We start from the raw sequence: 20985 nt of genomic DNA on the forward strand, positions 1-20985 counted from the left end.
CTTTCACGGGTTTGTCATGCCTTCATGGGCATATGCTGTGGGTGTGAGCAACGATCGTCTCCTCGACGGACGCTTGAAGCTGCGTCACCTGTCCCTTGTCGTCTCGATCGCCGATGCAGGCAGTGTCGTGGGTGCTGCCAGCGCGCTGCACATCACCCAACCGGTCGTGACGCGCGGTCTGCGTGAGGTGGAGGAGATCCTCGGCGTGACCCTGTTCGACCGGGGTCCCCGGGGGGTGACGCCGACGCTGTTCGGGGAGAGCTTCTTGGAGCACGCCCGCGCCGTGATCGCCCAGCTCCGGCAGGCCGACAAGCACCTCGACCTTCTGACGAACGCCGACCTCGGCACGGTGACCGTCGGCACCCATCTCGCCGGCTCGAACCTGCTGCTGCCCCGTGCCATCGCGGCCCTCAAGCAGGATCACCCGCGACTGACGGTCGTCGTCCGCGAGGCGACGCCGGACGTGCTGCAGACCGCGCTGCTCGCCGGCGAGGTCGATCTCGTGGTCGGCCGGCTGACCACCAAGGCGCCGAACAGCCTAGTCCAGCACATGCTCTACCGCGAGCCGGTCCGTCCCGTCGCGCGCATCGACCATCCGGTGCATTCGATTCGTTCGCCCTCGCTCAAGCAGCTCGCCGACTATCCCTGGGTCATCCCCGTCGAGCAGACGACCCTGCGCCGTGAGCTCGAGGACGTGTTCCTGCACGAAGGCGTGCCGTTGCCAGCCAACCGGATCGAGTGCACCTCGATCCTGACCCTGCGCGAACTGTTGGTCACCACGGACTTCATCGCGACGCTGCCGATGCTCATCGCCACCCAGGACGACAAGTTGCGAGTCATCAACACTCGGCTCACAGCGATCCGGCGGGCGGTCGGGGTGACTCGGCCCGCGGGCGGGCCGCTGTCCCCCGCCGCACAAGCGCTGCTAAGCCACCTGAGCCAGCAGGCCGCCGGCCTCGACCCCGAGAACTCCTGAGGAGTCAGCGGCCGAGCCGCTGCTCCCGCTCACGGGCGTAGTGGTCGAGGACCTCATGGTCGACCTCGCCGTCCACCCGGAGCCGGGCCACGCCACCGTCTGGAAAGACCTCGAGGCGGACGTGGGTGACCGGCTCTCGGTCGGGGACGTCGAAGAAGTGCCGGGTGTCCGGCTGGAGCCGCGACCGCGGCACCAGCTCACGCCAGGCGGCAGCGGCCAGTCCGTCGTGGGTGCTGTCGGTGCCAAGAATCGCGGCCTCACCGGGCGCGTTGCCGACGAAGTACGACGTGTCGACCTCGATCCGGCGTACCCGACCGCGTGCACCGAGCGCGACCAGGACATGGTCGTGGCCATTGTCGCGACGGCGGGCGTTCTCCCAGCCCTCCCCCATCGTCCGGGCCCTGTCCGGCAGCAGGATCTGGTCCGGGGAGGAGTAGTGCCGGTTGGAGCAGTCGAGCACCCTGCCGCCCTGGGCGAGCCCGGCAAGGTCCACCGTCCCCGTGAGCAGCCGCGGCTCGGGGGCAGCCCAGCCGTGCACGCGCAGTCTCGCCACCCCGCCGTCGGGGTAGATCGAGAGCCGGACGTGGGTGTAGACGCGGTCGTCGTCGACGGCGAACAGGTTGCGGCGGTCACCGCCGATCGGTGAGCGCGGCACCAATGGCACCCAGCTCACGGCGGCGAGCTCCGCGACGCTCGGATAGCCTTCGACCGCCGCCGCCTCGACCGAGACCTCAGGCGGATAGTTGCCGGTGAACCAGGCGGTGTCGACCACGAGACCGGTGATCGAGCCCGGCACGCCGAGTCGGACCACAGCATGGTCGTGTCCGGGTTCGCGCCGGCGACGGGTCTCCCAGCCGTCGTACACCTTGCCCTTGTGGCCGAAGTCCTCGGGCGCGAAGGTCGCAGGGCCTGGGTTGATCAGGTTCTCCCGCTCGGCGAAGAACTCGTCGTTGGCGAAGACCACGCTCCCGCCCATCGCACGCGAGGCCAGGTCCAGGTCACGCGTGAAGGTCGGCTCGTCGGCGGTGCTCATCGTTCTCCTCGGGTCAGCAGCCGGCCCATCGGCGCGGCGTCGTTGTCTGTGTCGATCCGTCGCCCGCGCAGCCAGCTGCTACGAACGACGCCGTGCAGGTCCCACCCGGCGTACGGCGTGAGCGGGTGGCGGTGGTGCAGCGCACTCGCGTCGACGGTGAAGACGGCCTCGGGCGCGAAGACGCAGAAGTCCGCACTGGCGCCGGGCTCGATCCGTCCTTTGCCGGGTAGGCCGACCAAGTCGGCGGGTCCGGCGGCCATCCAGGAGACGACCCGGTCCAGACCTAGCCCCCTCGAGCGGGCACCGGTCCAGACCGCCGGCAGGCTCAGCTGCAACGACGCGATCCCACCCCAGGCGGCGCCGAAGTCGCCGGTGTCTCGTTGCTTCAGGTCCGGCGTCGAGGGCGAGTGGTCGGAGACGACCAGGTCCAGGGTGCCGTCGGCGAGCGCCGCCCACAGCGCCTCGCGGTGCTGCGGGTCCCGGATGGGTGGGCAGCACTTGAACTCGGTGGCGCCGACGCCGATCTCGTCAGCACCGAAGGTCAGGTAGTGCGGACACGTCTCCGCGGTGACTCTGACGCCACGGGCCCGGGCCGCGGAAAGCAGCGGCAGCGTCGCAGCACTCGAGACGTGCACCACGTGGACCCGACAGCCGGTCTCCGCGGCCAGCCGGAGCAGCAGCGCGACCGCCTTCTCCTCGGCCGCGTCGGGGCGCGAGGCCAGGAAGCGACGGTAATCGGCGCCGGCGGCCGGCACCGCCGCAGCGATGGCGCCAGGATCCTCGGCGTGGGCGATGAGGAGGCCGTCGAACCCGGCGATGATGCGCATCGCGCCCGCCAGACGCTCGGGGTCCAGCGGCGGGAACTCCGGGATACCGGAGTCCAGCAGGAAGCACTTGAACCCGACCACCCCCGCCCGGTGTAGCGGCTCCAGGTCGCCGAGGTGGTCCGGCACGGCGCCGCCCCAGAAGGCGACGTCGACGTGCACGGACCCGTCCGCCGCCCTCTGCTTGACCTCGAGCGCCGTGAGGTCGACGGTCGTCGGGATACTGTTGAGCGGCATGTCGACCAGCGTCGTGACGCCGCCCGCCGCGGCCGCACGGGTCGCCGACGCGAACCCCTCCCACTCGGTCCGCCCCGGCTCGTTGATGTGCACGTGGCAGTCGACCAGGCCGGGCAACAGCACCTCGTCCGGGGCAAGGTCGATCAGCTCCCGGCTCGGAGGAGGGTGCTCGAAGGGAGCGACCTCGATAACCACGCCGTCGGTCACCACGACCGAGGCCGCGACCGGACCATCCGGCGTGTGGACCGTCCGGGCTCGGAGCACCAGGTCAGAGGCGGGCCGGCTCACGAGCGAGCCGCCGCCGGGCGCGCCATCGCGACGAGGTTGGACCGGTCCCACTGGAGCGGACCGAGGACCTCGTCCTCGTCGAGCGCGCCGCACTCCAGACCGCGCAGGAGGAAGCCCGCTAGCGCGCGTGCAGTCGCCGGCTCATCGAGCACCGCACCGCGGCTCCTTGCCGCGTACGCGTTCAGGCGAGAGAGCGCCGTATCCAGGCCCTCGCGGAAGAACACGTAGGTCGCCAGGTATCGCGAGATGAGCTGCCCCGGGTGCAGGTCCCACCCTTGGTAGAGACCGGCGTCCAGGCTGCGGCGCACCAGGCGAGCATGCAGTCGCCAGGCGGCGTGGACAGCGTCTCGGTCGCCGATCGGCAGCACGTTGGACGACCCGTCGCTGACCAGAACCCCGGCATCGGCAGCCGCGAGCTGCAGGAAGCCCTTCGCGAAGTCGGCTACCGGGTGTTCCAGGCTCTGCTGGGCAGCAGCGACGCCACAGCTGGCCGAGTAGTCGTAGGTGCCGTAGTGCAGCCCGGTGACCCGCTGCCCTCCTGCCCGCAGCAACACCGGGACCATCACGCGGCCCCCGGGGGCGAGCACCGACTGCGGCGTCTCGATCTGCAGCTCGATGCGGAACAGCCCGAACGGCAGATCGAGCGTCGTCTCGAGCATCGTGCACGCGTCGGCGAGCACCGCGACCTGGTCGCTGCTGGTGACCTTCGGCAGTGTCACGGTGAGCGGCTTTGTGCCGCCGGCACCCGCGTAGGCGCCGACGAACCGGACCAGCGTGCGCAGGGCCCGGGCCCGGCTCGCCGGGCCGAGACTGCGGATCCGCAGCCCGGCCACGAACGGCGCCCCCGGCTCGGCGAGCAACTCCGCGAGATCGGCGCCGGCACGGGTCGCATCCGCGTCCTCGCGCTCGGGCGGGGGCGCGCCGTACCCATCCTCGAAGTCGATTCGCACATCCTCGACGGGGTTCCTTCTAAGCTTGACCCGCAGCCGCGCGGTGGCCTCGCCGACCACCGGGGGCTCGAGCCCGGTGAGCCGGACCAGGGCGTCCGGGGCGCCGTGCTCGTCCAGCAGGGACGCCGCCATGCCACCCCAGATCCCGGTGATGTCGCTGCTGAAGGCGTCGGCGCTCACGTAGCAGGTATGCACCGGCTGACGCCGGCGTACCGGGCCGGGGTACGCCGCCATCAACGCCGCGTCGGCCGCCGCGAGCCGGTCCTCAGCCAGGGCGAGCAGGCCGGTCAGCACCTGGTCCACGAGCAGTTCGCTCACTGCTGCACGTTCGCGACCAGCGCGTACGCCGGCACCGTGAGGAAGTCGACGTACGCAGGGTCTAGGACGACGGTCCCGAAAAGGTCACGCGCCTCAGCGAGCCGGTTGCCGGGGTCGTCCGCGCGCTCGGCGAGGATCCGGTCGAGCTCGTCGTCGAGGATCGCTCTGACCAGCTCTCGCGTGACCACCTCGCCACTGTCGAGCTTCGTGCCGTTGACGATCCACTGCCAGATCTGCGAGCGGGAGATCTCTGCGGTGGCCGCGTCCTCCATCAGGTTGTGGATCCCGACGGCCCCGTTGCCGCGCAGCCACGCGTCCAGGTAGAGCAGGGCGACCTCGACGTTCCCGCGCAGTCCCTCACGGGTCGCCGCCCCCGGGGTCGAGGCGAGGTCGAGCAGGTCGGCTGCGGTGACCGTGACGTCAGGACGCCGTCGCGCGACCTGGTTCGCGCGGTCGCCGAGGACCGCGTCGAATGCCTCCCGGCAAACAGGCACGAGGTCGGGGTGAGCGACCCACGAGCCGTCGAAACCCTGGCCGGCCTCGCGCTCCTTGTCCTCGCGGACCTTCGCGAAGGCCCGGGTGTTGACGTCGGCGTCCCGGCGGCTCGGGATGAACGCCGCCATCCCGCCGATCGCGTGGGCACCGCGTCGGTGGCAGGTCTGCACCAGCAGCTCGGCGTAGGCCCGCATGAACGGCGACGTCATGGCGATCACGTTGCGGTCCGGCAGCACGAACTCCTCGCCCGCGTCCCGGAAGTACTTGATGATGCTGAACAGGTAGTCCCAGCGGCCGGCGTTGAGCCCGGCGGCGTGGTCGCGCAGCTCGTAGAGGATCTCGTCCATCTCGAACGCGGCCGGGATGGTCTCGATCAGCGCCGTGGCGCGGACCGTGCCGTGCGGGATCCCCAGCTCGGCCTGGGCGATGGTGAAGACGTCGTTCCACAGCCGCGCCTCGAGGTGGCTCTCCATCTTCGGCAGGTAGAAGAACGGACCCTCCCCAGCCGCCGCCAGCGCCGCGGCGTTGTGGAAGAAGTAGAGCCCGAAGTCGAGCAGAGCGGCGACCACCGGCCGGCCGTCGACCTCCACGTGCACGTCATCGAAGTGCCAGCCGCGCGGCCGCATCACGATGACGGGCCGCTCCACATCGTCGCGCAGTGCGTACTCCTTGCCGTCTTCGGAGGTGAAGGCGATCTGGCCGCGCACGGCGTCGCGCAGGTTGGCCTGGCCGTCCACGACGTTGGCCCAGTGCGGAGTGTTGGCATCCTCGAGGTCGGCCAGCCACACCTTCGCCCCGCTGTTCAGGGCGTTGATCGTCATCTTCCGACTGGTCGGTCCGGTGATCTCGACCCGCCGGTCGCGCAGCCGCTCCGGTGGCGGCGCGACTGTCCACTCGCGCGCCCGGACCTCGGCGGTGGCGGGCAGGAAGTCCAATCGACCGGTCCGGGCGACCTCGTCTCGTCGGACGCTCCGCGCCAGCAGCAGCTCGTCGCGCCGCGCACTGAACCGTTTCTGAAGGGACTCGACGAAGGCGAGCGCCTCCGCCGTGAGGATCTCCTTCGAGCCTGGGACGGACGGGCCGACGACACGGACGGTCATGATGGTGCCTCTCTCTCGAACGGTATCGGTCATGCGCGCCAGCGCACGGGCCCGGCGCGGAACATCAGGCGAGCGGCCAGCCGCGGAACGCTTTGGCGCGCGGTGGCGCGTAGGAGCGGGACTTGCTGGTGCTCAGACCGAGCGCGACCAGCGACTCGGCGAGGCGGACGGCGGCGCGCACCCCGTCAACCACCGGGACCCTGGCAGCCGCTCGGACAGCCTCCTCCAGGCCCGCCATCCCAGCGCAGCCCAGGCAGATCACCTCGGCCCGGTCGTCTCGGACGGCCGCGACGGACTCCTCGACGATCCTCTCGACGGCACGCGCGGGGTCGCGCTCGAGCTCGAGGACGGGGATGTCGGTGGCCCGCACCGACGCGCACCGGTCGGCGATGCCGGTGAGCCGGAGCCGGTCCTCGATCAGCCCGACCGCACGGTCCAGCGTGGTGACCACGCTGAAGCTGCGCCCCACCAGGCAGGCGGTCATCGCCGCCGCCTCGGTGATGTCGACGACCGGGACGTCGAGCAGCTCGCGGAGCGCCTCGACGCCGTGCTCGCCGAAGCCGGCTTGCACGACGGCGTCGAACGGCGCCTCGTGGGCCAGCACCGCGTCGATCACAGCGACCGCGGAGAGGTGGCTCTCGAACCAGCCCTCGACCGACTCCGCGCCCACGCGCGGGGTGAGCCCGACGACCTCCGTTCCCGGGCCCGCCGCCTCCCGGGCCACGGCCACGATCTGGTCCGTGACCGCGGCGGTGGTGTTGACGTTGACGACGAGGATGGTGGTCGTTCGGGCGCTCACGCCGGGTCCTCGAACGGCACCGGGCTGGTGAAGGTCTGTCGGGAGCAGCCCCAGGCCGGCTCGGTGATGAACCGGGCGAGCCGGCCGCGCTCGATGATCAGCGCGGCCTGCTTGTTCGCCTCGTCGATCACAGCCTCGCCCTCGACTACGAGCATCCGGCGGTCGCGCATCAGCACCCGGCCGCCGACGACGGTCGTGACCACGTCCTGGCCGGAGGCCTTGTAGACCAGCGCCTGGACGGGCATGTGCAGCGGCTGCAGGTGTGCCTGGCGGGTGTCGACCACGATCACGTCCGCGGCCTTGCCGACCTCGAGCGAGCCGATCTCGTCGTCCCAGCCCACGGCCTTCGCAGCACCGATGGTGACCATCTCCAGCAGCGTGCCGGGCGGCAGATAGTAGACGTCCTTCAGCTGCAGTTGGGTCAGCGTCTGGGCCTGCCGCATCGCGGTGAAGAGGTCGAAGGAGGACATCGGCGCGCAGCCGTCGGTCGTCACGGCCACGGTGACTCCGGCGTCGACGAGCTCGGTGACCGGGCAGCGCCCGCGCAACGCGCCGACCACCACTCCCGGCCCGTGGGTGACCGACGTGCCGGTCTCGGCGAGGATCCGGACCTCGTCCGGCGCCAGCCCGAACCCGTGCTGGAAGTGCACGTCGGGGCCCAGGAGGGCGTGCGGGTCGCAGGCGTGCGCGAGCCGGATCATCCCGCCGAACGCGTCGGTATGGATGCGGGTGCCGGCGCGGCCGGCCAGGTCCCGGATCCGCTCCGAGTGCTCGCGGTCCTCGGCCGTCAGCTCGACGGTCTGGTCGGGCGGCAGCGGTCCGCTCGGATTCAGCGACGGGACCATCGTGTACGGCGTCACGTAGACCCGGACTCGGCCGTCGGCGCCGCCGTTCCAGCAGGCGATGGTCTCCTCGGCGCCGCGCATCATCTCGTCCAGGCCGACCGTGGCGGTGCGGTGCGCCCCGTCCTCCCACCAGCCGACATCGCGCGGCCACGGCTGCCCGGCCGGGCCGACGCCGAGGATCTGCCGCATCCCGCTGGCGGCGTAGGCCTCCGCGTGGGCGTTCCCGAACTCGGCGACGTCCGAGCGCGGCTGGGAGCCGAGCACACTGACGCCCGTGGTGACGCCGAAGCGAACCCGCTCCAGCGCAGCAAGCGCGGCGTCGGCACGCCAGTAGTCGGTCGAGGTGTGCTCGAAGTAGGCCCGGGTCGCGATCCGCATCCACCAGGACAGCGAGTCCACGCCGATCGTCTTGAGCAGCGCGTGCCCGCCATGCCCGTGCGCGTCAACCAGTCCCGGCAGCACCACCTGCCCACCGCAGTCGATGAGCTCGGCTGCGTGGTAGCGCGCGAGCACATCCGCACTGTCGCCGACCGCGGTGATCCGGCCACCAGCCATCGCCACGGCGCCGTCGACGAGGATCCGCCGCTCGGCATCCATCGTGATCACGGTGCCGTGCGCCAGGACGAGGTCAGCCGGCTCCGGCGCGGTGCGTGGATTCGCGGTCGTCATCTGCGGGTCTCCGTCCGGAAGGTCGGCGGGAACAGCGCGCTCTCGGGGCGGCGCTGGTAGTCGCGTTCGCAGTAGCTGGCCCGGTACGTCGCCAGGTAGGCCTGCGCGCGGGCTCGGTCGGCGTCCTCGTCGACGCCCGGCAGCCGACCGTCCTCGACGACCGTGCGCCCGGCCACCACCACCCGGGTGGTGTCTCGGCCGTTGCCGTTGAGGACCAGGCTGCGGATCGGGTCGTCCACCGGGCCGAACCGGGGGTCGGCGAACGAGAACACGGCGATGTCGGCCTGCGCACCCGGGGAGAGCTGGCCGAGGTCCGGCCGGCCGAGGGCGTCAGCGCCACCGGTGGTCGCGGCGCGATACAGGTCGCCCACCGACCCGGCCCGCTTGGTGCGCTCGACGGCCTTGGTGAGGACCATCCCGGTGTCCAGCGCCCGGATCATGTCCGGGGGCGCGGTGTCGGTGCCCATGCCCATCCGGATGCCGTGCTGCAGATACCGGTCGAAGGACTCGACGACGACGGCGAACCGCGCCACCGCCATCGGGCAGAAGACGACCGTGGTGCCGCTGGTGGCGAGCGCGTCGAGGTCGGCGGTCCCGGTGGCCTCGATCTGGCTGTGGCCCGCGACGGCCCACGCGTGCGGGACCAGCGTGCGCGGTCCGAGGAAGCCGATCGCGTCGAGCAGCTCGATGGGGCGCATGCCGTGCGCGCGCTCGAGCGTCGCGACCTCGGCGAGCGTCTGGCCGGCGTGCAGCCGCACCGGGCAGCCGAGCGCATCGCTGGCCTCCCGAGTCCGGCGGAGCTCCTCGAGCGGGTGGTTCTCGATCCGAGATGGTGCGAGCATCCCGCGGACCAGGCCACCGTGCGTCCCGTCGACCTCCTCGACGAACCCGATCGCGGCGTCGAGGCCAGCCTTCCCCAGCACCAGATCCTCGTGGAGGAACGGCACTCCGGAGCGGTCCATAGCCGGCACCGAGGACCGGTAGCTCGGTCCCAGGTAGACCCGCAGGCCGAGGTCGGCGGCCGCCTCCGCGGCATCGTGCATCTCCTCGGCCGTCTCGGCCCATGCCTTGTAGGCCTCCGAGGCGATCGGGAGCGCTGTGGTGATCCCGTTGAGCAGCAGCTGCCCGAAGGCGTAGCGCCGCTTGAACGCCTCCTCCTCGCGGGAGAAGACGTCGCGGCGCCGGCCCAGGTAGTCCTCGGACCAGAACAGGCCACGACCGAGATCGGCGTCCTGATAGGTGTCGAACACGGCGTGGTCGATGTCGCCGAGCGCATTGAGGTCGACGAAGCCCGGCCCGATCAGCGCCAGTCCCTCGTCGATGTCGTGGTCCAGCTCGCCGCTCCAGCCGTGGCCCACGTGGATGACGCGGTCGTCCTCGTAGACAACCTCGCCGTCCTCGTGGATGACGTGGTCGATGCCGTCGTGCCCGATCACGAAGCGGGCGGTGAGCCGGGTCCTCATCCGGGCGCGACCGCGAGATCGGCCAGGACGGCGCGCAGGTGGGCGGCGGTGGTCTCGATGAAGCGCACCTGCTCGGCCTCGCCACACGGGTGGCTGAGCAGGTATTCGGGGGTGGGCAGCTCGCCGCGCGCGGCCCGGTCCTCGTACTCCTGGGTGAGTCGGAGCACCTCGGCGAGCTCCTCGTCGGTCAGGTCGGGGTGCGCGGCCAGCCAGACCTCGTCCTCGACGTGCATCGGCATCACCGTGCGATCCCGGGAGTTCTCGATCGACAGCTGCAGGTCGGGGTTGTGCGCGGCCAGGATGCGCAGCACCTCCGGCCAGTCGATGACGCCCTCGCCGCACGGGGCCAGCATCCGCCCGATCCCGTAGTCGGTGCGGAAGAGGGCGATGTCGCGGACGTGGCTCATGCGCGCGTACGGCGCCACGCGTCGGGCCGCGGCCACCGGATCCTCGGCGCGAGCGATCACGTTCCCGGTGTCGAAGGTGATCCCGATCGTGTCCGGTCCGACCGCCTCGACCAGGCGCACCAGCTCGAAGGAGGTGATCTCCTCGTGCGTCTCCAGGTTCAGGTGGCAACCGAGATCGCGCGCTGCCGGCGCCAGCGAGTGCAGGAACCGCTCGGTCGCCTCCAGCTGCTCGGGCCAGGTGACGTCCGTGCGGAACCGGTCGAAGACGAAGTAGCCGGGCAGCCTCGGCTTGTAGTTCGCCGTGGCCACCCAGAGCTCGGTGCAGCCGATCTCGGCGGCCACCTCCATCATCGCGATCATGCCGCGGCGGTAGTCGCCGCCGCCGAGCTCGCGCACCTCCGGCGCCTCGGCGTTGGCGTAGGGGTTCACCTTGGCCAGACCCATCTCGAGGTAGAGCCCCAGCTCGTCAGCCCGTTGCCTCAGGTCGCGCAGGAGACCGCGGTCCAGGTCGGGGGTCAGGTCGAGCACGGTGCGGAAGAACACCCCGTCCATGCCGAGCTTGGCTGCCGCCTCGAGGTTCTCCAACGGGCCCCGGGTGGCGGCACCGGGCAGCTTGCGTCCATCGACTCCGACCTTCATCGTCATGCTCCTTCCGAGTGCCCGGCGAACTGCCAGGCGCGTGCGTGCTTGTCGTGAGCGGCCAGGACGTCGTCCAGGCCCGGGGCGACCAGGAGTCCGTCGCGGACCACCGGTCGACCGGCCACCAGCGTGTGCCGGACGCGGGCGGGGCCGCAGCGGATCCAGGCCTCGACCGGGTCGGTGACGGCACCGGCGTACGCCGGACCGCCCAGGTCCCAGATCGCCAGGTCGGCCTGCGCGCCTGGTGCGAGCACGCCGACCTCGCCTGCGCGGCCGAGGCAGGCCGCCGCGCCCACGGTCGCGAGCGCGAAGGCCTCTCGCGCGGTGAACCCGGATGCGCCGGCATCCAACCGACCGAGCAGCAGTGCCGTCCGGGCCTCGACCCACAGGGAGGAGGTCCCTGCCGAGGCGTTGCCGTCGGTGCCGAGACCCACCGTGCAGCCCGCGGCCGCCAGCATCGGCACCCGGGCGGGCGGTCCGCCGAGCAGCAGGTTCGAGCTCGGGCAGTGCGCCACGCCGATGCCGGCGGCGGCCAGCGCCTTCGCCTCGTCCTCGGCGAGGTGGTTGCCGTGGGCGATCCAGGCCCGGCCGGACCAGCCGGCGGCGACCAGCAGGTCGACCGCGTCCGCGCCGTGCAGGGCACGGGCCCGCGGCGCCTCGTCGGCCTCCTCGAACAGGTGCACGTGCAAACGCGCGCCGAACGGCTGCGTCAGGTCCGCGACGGCCCGTAGTCCGATCGATGTGGTGGCCGGCAGCGCCGTCGGCCCCACCGAGATCCGGCTCATCGACCCGGGCGCCGGGTCGTGCCACTGCTCGAGCAGTCGCTGCGCGTCGGCCAGGACCGTGTCCAGCGGCTCGGCGCCGGGGAGGTCGAGCGCCTGCGCGTCGACGAACCCGCGGCACGCGTCGAGCCGGAGACCGACTTCCGCGGCCGCCCGCAGGCCGGCGTCGACCAGCCCGGGGGCCGGGTGCAGGTAGAGGTGGTCGGCCGTCGTGGTGCAGCCGGCGAGCGCCAGGTCGGCGAGACCGACCCAGGCCGACAGGTAGGCGGTCTCCTCGTCGAGTCTGGCCCACAGCGGCCGCAGCGCCTGCAGCCAGCCGCCGAGCGTCTCGGTGCTGGTGTCGCGGTGCGCCCGGGTAAGGTTCTGGAAGAGGTGGTGGTGGGCGTTGACCAGCCCCGGTGTGACCAGCGTCCCGCGAGCGTCGAGGACCTCGGCCGCTGCCGGCTCGGTCCCCCGCGGCCCGGTCGCCACGACCCGGCCACCCTCGCAGGCGACCCAGCCGCCCGCGATGTCCTCGCCGACCATCGTGACGACCCAGTCGGCATCGCGGACGAGCAGCTCCACCCGCGCACCGGTCGGGGCCTGGCTCATGCGCCACCCGCCACCGGGAGCTCGGTCCAGTCCTCCTGGTGCGAGATGGCCACGGCGCCGTCGTCGGTGACCAGCAGGGTGTCCTCGATGTGCATGATCTCGTCGCCCGGCCCGTAGGTGTTCGGCTCGATATTGAGCATCATCCCCGGCTCGATCACGACCTCGTCACGCTCGTGCAGCACCGGACGCTCGGTCCCGCCGACGCCGATGCCGTGGCCGATGCCGATGTGTCCGTAGTTGAACAGCCGCAGGCCGAGCTCGTCGCAGACCTGACGCGCGTACAGGTACACCTCGCTGCACCGACGACCCGGCCGGACGAAGTCGATCACCCGCATGTTGAGCTCGTGCTGCCCGGCGTACGCTGCCCGCTGCCCGTCGGTGGCCTCGCCGACCACGGCCATCCGCCCGACGTCGGTGTAGAGGTAGCCCCGGTAGCGCGACTTCACGTCGATCCGGACCCACTCGCCATACGCCATCGGCCGGTCGGTGGGCGGCCCGATCCGGCAGGCGTTCGGGCCGGCGCCGACCAGCGGGTCGACCGTGGTGAACCCGGAGGCCTGCATGTGCGCGACCAGCCGGTCGGCGAGCTGGCGCTCGGTGAGACCGACCTCGATCTCGGCGACGGTGCGCCGCAGCGCCCGCTCGGTGTGCCCGGCCGCTTCGGTCATCGTGTCGATGTCTGCGTTCGACTTGACCATCCGCAGAGAGCGCAGCTCCTCCTCGAACCCCTCAAGCTCGACACCGGGCAGCAGAGCGGCGACCCGGTCACGGACGCCGATGCTCATCCGGTCGCTCTCCACGCCCAGCCGCGGCCCGTCGGGCCAGCGCCGGCCGAGCTCGGCCGAGACGGGGTCGATGATCCCGCTCGGGAAGGCCGCGCCGCGCTCGTCGTACCCGATCGCGTGCAGGTGCGGCGCCATCAGGCCGACGGTGGGGACGGTCTCCTGGCTGGTGAAGACGGTCGCCCTGCCGTCGCGGGCCACGAGCACCACGTTGGGGCGGTCCAGCTCGCTGGCCGAGCGCAGCGGCGCGCTCGCCGCGAACTGGACGTTCTCCAGGCCCAGGAGCAGCACCGCGTCCAGACCTCGGCGATCCGCCGCCGCGGCGATCCGTTCGACCACGCTTGCCTGTCCGGTGCTCATCGTGTCTCGCTCTCGTTGTCGGTGATCTCGTCGGAGAAATGGCAGGCGACCAGGTGGCCCGCCGGCCCGGGGCGCAGCTCGGGAGCCTGCTCGGCGCACCGGTCCCGTCCGGCTCGCAGGAGGCACCGGTTGGCGAACGCGCAGCCGCTGTCGGCGACGCGGGGCGCGTTGCCCTCGACCGCCATCGGCGGCGGCTGCTCGACCGGGCGGACCCGAGGGTCGGGGAGCGGCACCGCGGAGAGCAGCGCCTGGGTGTAGGGATGCGATGGAGCCCGGAACAGGTCCTCTGCCGGACCGGACTCCATGATCTGGCCGCCGTACATCACCATCACGCGGTCGCTGAAGTACTCGGCGATGGCCAGGTCGTGCACGATGAAGAGGTAGGAGAGCCCACGCTCGCGCTGGAGGTCCTTGAGCAGGTTGAGCACCTGCGCGCGCACCGACACGTCGAGCGCGGAGACCGGCTCGTCGAGGATCACCAGGTCCGGCTCGGTGACCAGCGCGCGGGCGATCGCGGCCCGCTGCTGCTGGCCACCCGAGAGCATGTGCGGCTTGCTCCGGCAGAGCCGGTCGACCAGACCGACCCGCTCCAGCATCGCCAGCGCGACGCCTTCGCGCTCCGCCGGCTTCCCGATCCCGTGGACGTGCAGGGGCTCGACGACGCTCTGCAGCACGGTCATCCGGGAGTCCAGCGAGCTCGCCGGGTCCTGGAAGACCATCTGGATCCGGCGACGCTGCGTGCGCAGCCTCTCGCCTCCGAGCGCGGCCAGGTCGACGCCGTCGAAGAGCACGCTGCCCTCCGTCGGGTCGGTCAGCCGCACGATGCAGCGGCCCGTGGTCGACTTCCCGGAGCCGGACTCGCCGACCAGGCCGAGCGTCTCGCCGCGGCCGATCTCCAGGTCGACCCCGTGCAGGACCCGGGTGCCCGGGCGGCGCTTGCTGCCGCCGAAGACCTTCACCAGGCCCTCGACACGCAGGATCGGCGCGGTCCGCGACGGCCCTCGGTCGGGCAGCGCCTCTGCGATGGTCGTCATGCGTGCACTCCGTCCTGCTCGAGCTCGGCGGTGCCGGCCCCGTCGGAGCCGGGCTCCCCGGCCGGGAAGTGGCACTTCGCCGTCACCGAGCCGTGCTCGGAGGCGAAGCTGCGCGACAGCGGGACGACCGTGCGGCACTCCGCGCGGCCGTGGCCGACGGAGCAGCGCGCCTCGAACGGGCAGCCCGGAGGCAGCTCGCGCAGGTTGGGCGGTACGCCGGGGATCGACGGGAGCGTGCTTCCGTTCAGCCGGTCCCGACGCACCACCGATCGCAGCAACGCCTCGGTGTAGCGGTGCCTCGGGTTGGTCAGCACCTCCAGCGCCGGCCCGCGCTCGACGGTCTTGCCGGCGTACATCACCTGGACGGTGTCGCACAGCTGCGCCACCACGCCGAGATCGTGGCTGATCAGGATCATCGCCGCGCCCCGCTCGTCGGAGAGCCGCCTCATCAGCCGCAGGATCGTCGCCTGGGTGGTCACGTCCAGCGCGGTGGTGGGCTCGTCCGCGATCAGCGCCTTGGGATCGTTGGCCAACGCCATCGCGATCATCGCCCGCTGGCGCATCCCGCCCGAGAACTCGTGCGGATGGGCGTCGAACCGGCGGGCCGGGTCGCTGATCTCGACGTCGCCGAGCAGCTCGACGGTCCGCCGGCGGGCGACCTCCTTGCTCACGTCCTGGTGCAGCCGGATCGCCTCGACGATCTGGCGCCCGATCGGGCGCAGCGGGTCGAACCCGCTCATCGGGTCCTGGAAGATCATCGCGATCTCGCTGCCTCGGACCCGGCGCCATGCCTTCTCAGACAGCGTGTCCAACCGGCGGCCCTCCAGCTCGACGGTCCCGCCGACGACCTGCCCGGGCGGCTCGATCAGGCGCATCAGGGAGCGTGCCAGCGCGGACTTGCCCGAGCCGGACTCGCCCACGACGCCGAGCCGCTCGAGGCGGCGCAGGTCGAAGCTCACGTCGTTGACGGCCGGGACGACGGCGTCGCCGACGTGGAACTCGGTGCGGATCTCGCGGACCGACAAGAGCACCTCGTTGCCCTGCACCCGCGGTCCCGACGAGGCCGGGATGTGCCCGGCAGGGAGGTTCCGGGTCTGGTTCGACGAGAGGCCGGTCATCGGGCCACGCTCCTGATCCGCGGGTCGATCACGCCGTAGGCGATGTCGACGAAGGTGTTGACGACGACGTACGCGATGGCGCTGAGGAAGATGAAGGACTGCACCACGGAGAAGTCCTTGGCCAGGATCGAGTCGACCACCAGGCTGCCGACGCCGGGCCAGCCGAAGGCCTTCTCGGTGAGCACGCTTCCGGCGAGCATCTCCGCCAGGATCAGGCCGCCGGCCGTGATCGCCGGGAGCGCGGCGTTCGGGAAGGCGTGCTTGAGGAACGCCTTGGAGCGCGGCGTCCCCTTCGCCCGCAGCACCAGCATGTACTGCTCCCGGGAGGTCTCCATCAGGTTCCCGCGCAGCAGCCGCAGCAGGAACGCCGCCGGCACCATGGCCAGGACGAGTCCCGGCAGGATCAGGTGCAGCAGCGCGTCCCACGCGACGCTCGGCTGGCCGGCGAGCAGGCCGTCGACCACGTACAGGTGGGTGGGCCCGTCCGGGGCCTGGACTCCTGGGGAGAGTCGGCCCTCGGGGCCGGGGAACCAGCCCAGGCGCTCGGAGAAGATCACCAGGAGCACCAGCGCGAGCCAGAACTGCGGAGTGGCGAGACCGACCGAGGCGACCCCGCGGATCGCCACGTCGACCCAGCGCCGGCGGGTGAACACGGCCAGCAGCGCGAAGGTCACCGCCGCGGTGATGCCCACGACGAACGCGAACAGGCCGAGCTCGATCGAGGCGGGCAGCCGGCTCGTGATCTCCTGCCGCGCCGGACTCCCGACGGAGTAGGCGAAGCCCCAGTCGCCGGTGAAGAAGCCACTGACGAACTTCCAGTACTGCACGTAGAGCGGCTGGTCCAGGCCCATCGACTTCGCCGTCTCGGCGACCTTCTCGGGGGTGGCCAGGTCGCCCGCCGCGAGCCGCGCCGGGTCGCCAGGGAGCACTCGCATCAGCACGAACGCGAGCACGGAGGCTCCGAAGAGCGTCGAGATCCCCCAGCCCAGCCGGTGGAGTGTCATTCGCATCGTTGTCTCCGATCAGGCCCGCGCGTACTCGCCGCGCGGGTCCAGCAGGTCGCGGGTCCGGTCCGCGAGGGCGGATGCGGCCGTGACGACGAGGACCAGGCCGAGGCCGGGGAACACCCCGATCCACCACTGGCCCGAGAGGGCGTACTGCAGACCGCCGTTGATCATTGCTCCCCACTCGGCCTGCGGTGCCTGGGCACCGAGGCCGACGAAGCCGAGCGCGGCCATGGTGAGGATCGCCCAGCCGAAGCTAGCGGCCGCCTGGATCACGAGGGTGGGCAGCAGGTGCGGCACCACGTGGCGCAGCGCGATCCGCCTCCGCGACGCGCCGATGACGATCGCCGCCTCGTACGACGGTAGCGACCGGATCCGGATGACCTCGCTGCGCAGGACCCGGGCGTACCAGGGGATGGAGGCGATCATGAGGCCGATCACGCCGGCGCGCAGGCCCGCGCCGAGCGCCACCGAGACGGCCATCGCCAGCATGAGCGCCGGGAACGCGAGCACGGTGTTGATCCCCCACGACACGAAGCCGTCAAGCCGGCGACCGGACATCCCGGCCATCAGGCCGGCACACCCGCCGAACAGGGTCCCCGCGAGGGTGACGAGGACGCCGACGGCGAGGGAGACCCGGGCGCCGCTGAGGAAGCGGGCGAGGACGTCGCGACCGAGGTCGTCGGTGCCCATCGGGTGGTCGGCCGACGGCGGCAGCAGGCTGTTGCCGAGGTCCACCTTGTTCGGCGAGGTGGCCCAGAGCAGCGGGCCGAGCACCGCGAGCAGCACCATGAGGACGATCGCGCCGCCGGCGACGAACAGCACCGGCTCGCGCAGTCGGAAGGAGCGACGCCGTGGCTTGGCCGGCGCGGCCGTCACCGTGTCCACCTGACCAGTCTCCACACGACCCGTCTCCGTCAGGCTCTTCACCGCCGACATCGTGACTCCTTCACCTCCGACGCCTGGCGCGAGGTCCGCGCCGCTCCGTCGGTCCTATCGTGATCCGGGTCACTCATGCCTGTCTAATGCCTCTTCGGAGAAAAGCCATAGGTGTTTGGGCATATCCGACTGTCAGAGTGAGCACCGTGCCGTACGTCGAGCGGTCAGCTCCCGCGGTAGACCGAGTGCGAGTTCGGCGTCACCAGCAGCGGGACGTGCAAATGAGCCGTCGGCTCCGCGATGGCGATCGCGACGACCACCTCGGGGAACAGACAGTCGCGGCCGGCGCGCGCGAAGTGCCCGGCGACTCCGAAGCGCAGCCGGTAGTCGCCCGGTTCGAGGACCGCTGGCCCCAGATCGGTGATGCGACCGTCCTCGCCAGTGTGTCCGCAGGCGACCGCCCGGTCGCCGGCCAGGAGCGTGATCTCGATGCCCGATGCGGGCGATCCGGTCGCCACGTCCAGCACGTGCGAGGTCAGCGCGCTCACGACGTCTCTCGCCCGGCGCCTCGATCGGATCCGGCTCCGGCGTGGAGTGCCTCGTCGAGACGCTGCGTCGCGATGGCACGGAGCGCGGCGACCACCTCGCGGTGCTCGCTGACCGGGTCGTTGCGGAGCCGGCGTTCCAGCGCCCCCAGGATCTCCTGGGTGTCCAGGCCGCGCGCGGCGATCAGGAAGACCCGCCCGAAGCGGCGCTCGTACGCGGCGTTGCCGACGACGAGTGCCCGTCGGGTCGCCCCGTCGGTCGCGACGCCGGCCTGCTCGCGCCGTGACCAGGCGTCCTGGGGTGCAGTCCCCTGCGGCACGTGGCCGATCCGCGGGTGCGCGGCCAGGGCCCGGCCCACCGCGGCCGACGACAGCCGGTCAGCGGCGGTCGCGGCGACCCGCAGCAGCTCGACCTCGTCGGCGTACGGGCGCCCGCGCAGGACCGTCGCTGCCCAGGCGGGCGACGCACAGCAAGACAGCAGCAGCGCCTCCGCCTCCGCGGTTCCGAGGTCGTTGAACCAGCCGACGCGCGCGGAGCCGCCGGCGCCCATCACACCGACCCGTCCCTCGGGGACGGTTGCCGCGACACCTGGGCCGTGACGAACCCGGGGGTCTCGTCGGACGGGACGTAGACCATGCCCGGGTTGTCCCGGCCGAAGGGCTTCAGGTCCACCAGTTGGTGCAACCGCCCCGGCCAGTCGATCCGGAGGTTGTCGATGCCGGCGTAGGCCGCCAGCAGCGCCGCGCCGACCACGTACGACGAGTGCTGTGCCGAGGCGCTGTCGTCGTGGCCGGCGAACTCCTCGACCACGGTGGTCCGCACCTGCGCCCGGACCCGGTCGGTCGCTGTCTCGTCGGCGGACCAGTCCCAGCGCAGGTCGATCACCGGCGCGAAGACCCGGTCGGCGATGTCCGCCATCGTCGAGTAGTCCTCGCGCAGGAACCCGGAGAATGCCGAGCCGGTGGTCTTGAGCAGGCGCAGGCCGACGATGCCGCCGGCGCGATCGATCCCGCCGTCGTGACGGACCGCGACCTCCGCGACGAACCGCTCCGGGCCACCCGTCTCGAACGCATGGGGATGCTCGGCGTCGTCGAGCGCGGTGCGCCGCCAGTCCGCCTCCTCGACGCGGACCGCGGCCTCGGTCGCCGCCGGCACGACGTCGAGGAACCGCCGGGCCAGCACGGTGGCGTAGTGCTCGAGGGTCCGGCCCGCGATCTCGTCGCGCGCCAGGGCGAGCACGGTGTTCTTCATCGCGTCGGTGGTCAGCACCGCCGAGTTGTCGCCGTCGGTGTAGGCCGCCCCGAAGGCGCCGCTGAGGGTCGTCGTGACGGTCAGGTCGCGAATCCGGTGCACCGGGTCGCTCCGGTCCACGAAGAGCAGCCGGACCCGCGCCTTGCCGTAGGAGTTGTGAACCAGGACGGCGTTCATCGAGCACCTGCCTGGGCCGGCACGTATTCCTCGTGGGCCGTGCTCGGCATCGGCACGAACTCGGTGATGTCGTCGACGTCGAGCACCGCACGCTGGTCGCGGAGACGGCCGCGCAGGTAGGACACGTCCAGGTCGCACAGGTCGCTCCCCTTCGCGGCGGAGACCGCGGCGCCGACACCCGCGGCGTGGCCCATCGCGATGCACTGGCCCATGCTGCGCGCCGAGGCCTGGGCATCGTGGGAGGTCGAGAAGCAGCGACCGGCGACGACGAGGTTCGTGGCGCCGACGGGGAGCAGCGCGCGCCACGGGATGCCGACCGTGAGCACGTCGTCGGAGGCTGCCTCCGCGGCCATGTTGAGGTCGCGGAACCGCTCGGCGGCGATCGAGCCGAACATCGCGATCTGGTCGTCGAACTGCTGCGCGTTCAGGACGTCGTCGCGGGTGATCGTGTAGGCACCACGGATCCGGCGCGTCTCGGGGGCGCCGATCTGCGAGCCGAACCCGGAGAGCTCGGCCTCCTCGTAGCCGGGGACCTCCTGGCGGAGGAACCGGACGAACTCGAGAACCTGTCGTCGGCCGGCGATCTCGGCGCCCGTGAGCAGCTCGGGATCGGTGGCATTGACCACGACCCCGTCGCGCTCGCCGACCGACGGGATCTGCGTCATGATCGCCGCCATCGTGCCAGGAAGCGTGGCCGCGTGGTCACCGGAGACCCGGAACTTCGTCGGCACGTCGTATGCCCTGCTGTCCGCAGCCCGCTGCTGGATCTCGCGGATCTCCTTCCAGCTGACCTCGTGCCGCCGGTGGACGTCGACGCCGGCCATCGTGAAGGTCGTGGTCAGGTCGTATGCCGGCTCGCCGTCGCCGGCGAGGTCGTAGCCGAAGCCGGCGAAGTGCACGAGGTCAGCGTCCCCGGAGGCGTCGATGAACTGTCGCGCCTTGACACGCTGCAACCCGGACTTGGTGGCCACCAGGACCTGGACCACGCGACCGTCGACCACCTCGGCATCTTGCAGCACCGTGTGGAGCAGCACCGTCACCCCCGCGTCCAGGACGAGCTGGTCCCAGACGACCTTGAGGTACGACGGGTTGTAGGCCAGCGCCAGGCCGCCGTGCAGCTTGACCCGCTGCAGAACCCGGTCCATCTCCACCAGCCGGCCGACGACGTCGTGGCTGATCCCGCCGACGATACGGGCGTGCCCCCGGCCGCAGCGGTGGAAGAGTCCGTGGAAGCTGTCCAGCGTCGCGGTGCTGTTCCCGCCAAGGAAGCCGTTGCGCTCGATCAGCAGGACTCGGGCACCTTCACGTGCCGCCGCAATCGCGGCGCTCGCGCCGGCGGCGCCGGATCCGACGACCAGCACGTCGACATCGGCGAAGCAGGGATGATTCGGGTAGAACACGCGGACCTTCTCTCTAGG

General features: G+C 71.7%; 19 protein-coding genes. 1 reads left to right on the plus strand and 18 read right to left on the minus strand.

Features of this window, described 5'->3' with window-relative positions; genetic code table 11:
- Nucleotides 1–43: 43 nt before the first annotated feature.
- The gene (locus ACYQ1K_RS12370) at nucleotides 44–976 is read left to right on the plus strand and encodes a LysR substrate-binding domain-containing protein (protein WP_459983294.1); all 933 of its coding nucleotides are present in this window, start codon (nucleotides 44–46) and stop codon (nucleotides 974–976) included.
- A gap of 4 nt (nucleotides 977–980) precedes the next feature.
- Here ACYQ1K_RS12370 and alc read toward each other — a convergent pair whose 3' ends face one another.
- From alc to ACYQ1K_RS12460, 18 genes are all read right to left on the minus strand, one after another.
- On the minus strand, nucleotides 981–2009 hold the full coding sequence (alc, locus tag ACYQ1K_RS12375; protein ID WP_459983295.1) for an allantoicase: 1029 nt from the start codon (nucleotides 2007–2009) through the stop codon (nucleotides 981–983).
- Nucleotides 2006–3358 (minus strand): allantoinase AllB, encoded by a 1353-nt coding sequence (gene allB, locus ACYQ1K_RS12380; RefSeq protein ID WP_459983296.1) that lies wholly within the window; start codon nucleotides 3356–3358, stop codon nucleotides 2006–2008. The genes alc and allB overlap by 4 nt, the downstream gene beginning before the upstream one ends.
- Entirely contained in the window at nucleotides 3355–4626 is a 1272-nt protein-coding gene (locus ACYQ1K_RS12385; RefSeq protein ID WP_459983297.1) for a DUF6986 family protein, read from the minus strand. Before ACYQ1K_RS12385 ends, allB begins: the two co-directional genes overlap by 4 nt.
- Nucleotides 4623–6221, minus strand: coding sequence for a malate synthase A (aceB, locus tag ACYQ1K_RS12390; RefSeq protein WP_459983298.1), 1599 nt, complete (start codon nucleotides 6219–6221; stop codon nucleotides 4623–4625). Before aceB ends, ACYQ1K_RS12385 begins: the two co-directional genes overlap by 4 nt.
- A gap of 64 nt (nucleotides 6222–6285) precedes the next feature.
- Nucleotides 6286–7020 carry an aspartate/glutamate racemase family protein gene (locus ACYQ1K_RS12395; RefSeq protein WP_459983299.1) on the minus strand — a complete coding sequence of 245 codons (735 nt, stop codon included), beginning with the start codon at nucleotides 7018–7020 and terminating at the stop codon, nucleotides 6286–6288.
- Nucleotides 7017–8534 (minus strand): amidohydrolase family protein, encoded by a 1518-nt coding sequence (locus ACYQ1K_RS12400; RefSeq protein ID WP_459983300.1) that lies wholly within the window; start codon nucleotides 8532–8534, stop codon nucleotides 7017–7019. The genes ACYQ1K_RS12395 and ACYQ1K_RS12400 overlap by 4 nt, the downstream gene beginning before the upstream one ends.
- The gene (locus ACYQ1K_RS12405) at nucleotides 8531–9997 is read right to left on the minus strand and encodes a chlorohydrolase family protein (protein ID WP_459983301.1); all 1467 of its coding nucleotides are present in this window, start codon (nucleotides 9995–9997) and stop codon (nucleotides 8531–8533) included. Before ACYQ1K_RS12405 ends, ACYQ1K_RS12400 begins: the two co-directional genes overlap by 4 nt.
- Complete coding sequence (locus tag ACYQ1K_RS12410; RefSeq protein WP_459983302.1) at nucleotides 9994–11043, minus strand: sugar phosphate isomerase/epimerase family protein; 1050 nt, start codon at nucleotides 11041–11043, stop codon at nucleotides 9994–9996. Before ACYQ1K_RS12410 ends, ACYQ1K_RS12405 begins: the two co-directional genes overlap by 4 nt.
- Nucleotides 11044–11045: 2 nt before the next feature.
- A complete protein-coding gene (locus ACYQ1K_RS12415; protein ID WP_459983303.1) occupies nucleotides 11046–12416 on the minus strand; it encodes an amidohydrolase family protein in 1371 nt (456 codons plus the stop codon).
- Complete coding sequence (locus ACYQ1K_RS12420) at nucleotides 12413–13558, minus strand: M24 family metallopeptidase (RefSeq protein ID WP_459983304.1); 1146 nt, start codon at nucleotides 13556–13558, stop codon at nucleotides 12413–12415. The genes ACYQ1K_RS12415 and ACYQ1K_RS12420 overlap by 4 nt, the downstream gene beginning before the upstream one ends.
- Entirely contained in the window at nucleotides 13555–14592 is a 1038-nt protein-coding gene (locus ACYQ1K_RS12425; RefSeq protein WP_459983305.1) for an ABC transporter ATP-binding protein, read from the minus strand. The genes ACYQ1K_RS12420 and ACYQ1K_RS12425 overlap by 4 nt, the downstream gene beginning before the upstream one ends.
- A complete protein-coding gene (locus tag ACYQ1K_RS12430) occupies nucleotides 14589–15710 on the minus strand; it encodes an ABC transporter ATP-binding protein (protein ID WP_459983306.1) in 1122 nt (373 codons plus the stop codon). Before ACYQ1K_RS12430 ends, ACYQ1K_RS12425 begins: the two co-directional genes overlap by 4 nt.
- The gene (locus ACYQ1K_RS12435; protein WP_459983307.1) at nucleotides 15707–16720 is read right to left on the minus strand and encodes an ABC transporter permease; all 1014 of its coding nucleotides are present in this window, start codon (nucleotides 16718–16720) and stop codon (nucleotides 15707–15709) included. The genes ACYQ1K_RS12430 and ACYQ1K_RS12435 overlap by 4 nt, the downstream gene beginning before the upstream one ends.
- A 12-nt stretch (nucleotides 16721–16732) precedes the next feature.
- The gene (locus tag ACYQ1K_RS12440; protein ID WP_459983308.1) at nucleotides 16733–17653 is read right to left on the minus strand and encodes an ABC transporter permease; all 921 of its coding nucleotides are present in this window, start codon (nucleotides 17651–17653) and stop codon (nucleotides 16733–16735) included.
- Between the two features lie 164 nt (nucleotides 17654–17817).
- Nucleotides 17818–18141 carry a hydroxyisourate hydrolase gene (gene uraH / locus ACYQ1K_RS12445; RefSeq protein ID WP_459983309.1) on the minus strand — a complete coding sequence of 108 codons (324 nt, stop codon included), beginning with the start codon at nucleotides 18139–18141 and terminating at the stop codon, nucleotides 17818–17820.
- Nucleotides 18138–18689, minus strand: coding sequence for a 2-oxo-4-hydroxy-4-carboxy-5-ureidoimidazoline decarboxylase (gene uraD, locus ACYQ1K_RS12450; protein WP_459983310.1), 552 nt, complete (start codon nucleotides 18687–18689; stop codon nucleotides 18138–18140). The genes uraH and uraD overlap by 4 nt, the downstream gene beginning before the upstream one ends.
- The gene (gene pucL / locus ACYQ1K_RS12455; RefSeq protein WP_459983311.1) at nucleotides 18689–19567 is read right to left on the minus strand and encodes a factor-independent urate hydroxylase; all 879 of its coding nucleotides are present in this window, start codon (nucleotides 19565–19567) and stop codon (nucleotides 18689–18691) included. The genes uraD and pucL overlap by 1 nt, the downstream gene beginning before the upstream one ends.
- Nucleotides 19564–20967: an FAD-dependent oxidoreductase gene (locus ACYQ1K_RS12460; RefSeq protein ID WP_459983312.1), complete on the minus strand. Its 1404-nt coding sequence runs from the start codon at nucleotides 20965–20967 to the stop codon at nucleotides 19564–19566. The genes pucL and ACYQ1K_RS12460 overlap by 4 nt, the downstream gene beginning before the upstream one ends.
- Nucleotides 20968–20985: the final 18 nt, after the last annotated feature.

This window comes from Nocardioides sp. AN3 (assembly GCF_054653495.1).

Excerpts from the sequence above, each read along its gene's own strand:
- ACYQ1K_RS12415 (WP_459983303.1), bottom strand. The coding sequence starts at position 12,416 with ATGAGCCAGGCCCCGACCGGTGCGCGGGTGGAGCTGCTCGTCCGCGAT.
- aceB (WP_459983298.1), bottom strand. The coding sequence starts at position 6,221 with ATGACCGTCCGTGTCGTCGGCCCGTCCGTCCCAGGCTCGAAGGAGATC.
- pucL (WP_459983311.1), bottom strand. The coding sequence starts at position 19,567 with ATGAACGCCGTCCTGGTTCACAACTCCTACGGCAAGGCGCGGGTCCGG.
- ACYQ1K_RS12400 (WP_459983300.1), bottom strand. The coding sequence starts at position 8,534 with ATGACGACCGCGAATCCACGCACCGCGCCGGAGCCGGCTGACCTCGTC.
- ACYQ1K_RS12420 (WP_459983304.1), bottom strand. The coding sequence starts at position 13,558 with ATGAGCACCGGACAGGCAAGCGTGGTCGAACGGATCGCCGCGGCGGCG.
- ACYQ1K_RS12430 (WP_459983306.1), bottom strand. The coding sequence starts at position 15,710 with ATGACCGGCCTCTCGTCGAACCAGACCCGGAACCTCCCTGCCGGGCAC.
- ACYQ1K_RS12435 (WP_459983307.1), bottom strand. The coding sequence starts at position 16,720 with ATGCGAATGACACTCCACCGGCTGGGCTGGGGGATCTCGACGCTCTTC.
- ACYQ1K_RS12440 (WP_459983308.1), bottom strand. The coding sequence starts at position 17,653 with ATGTCGGCGGTGAAGAGCCTGACGGAGACGGGTCGTGTGGAGACTGGT.
- ACYQ1K_RS12425 (WP_459983305.1), bottom strand. The coding sequence starts at position 14,592 with ATGACGACCATCGCAGAGGCGCTGCCCGACCGAGGGCCGTCGCGGACC.
- ACYQ1K_RS12405 (WP_459983301.1), bottom strand. The coding sequence starts at position 9,997 with ATGAGGACCCGGCTCACCGCCCGCTTCGTGATCGGGCACGACGGCATC.
- ACYQ1K_RS12410 (WP_459983302.1), bottom strand. The coding sequence starts at position 11,043 with ATGAAGGTCGGAGTCGATGGACGCAAGCTGCCCGGTGCCGCCACCCGG.
- uraD (WP_459983310.1), bottom strand. The coding sequence starts at position 18,689 with ATGGGCGCCGGCGGCTCCGCGCGCGTCGGCTGGTTCAACGACCTCGGA.
- alc (WP_459983295.1), bottom strand. The coding sequence starts at position 2,009 with ATGAGCACCGCCGACGAGCCGACCTTCACGCGTGACCTGGACCTGGCC.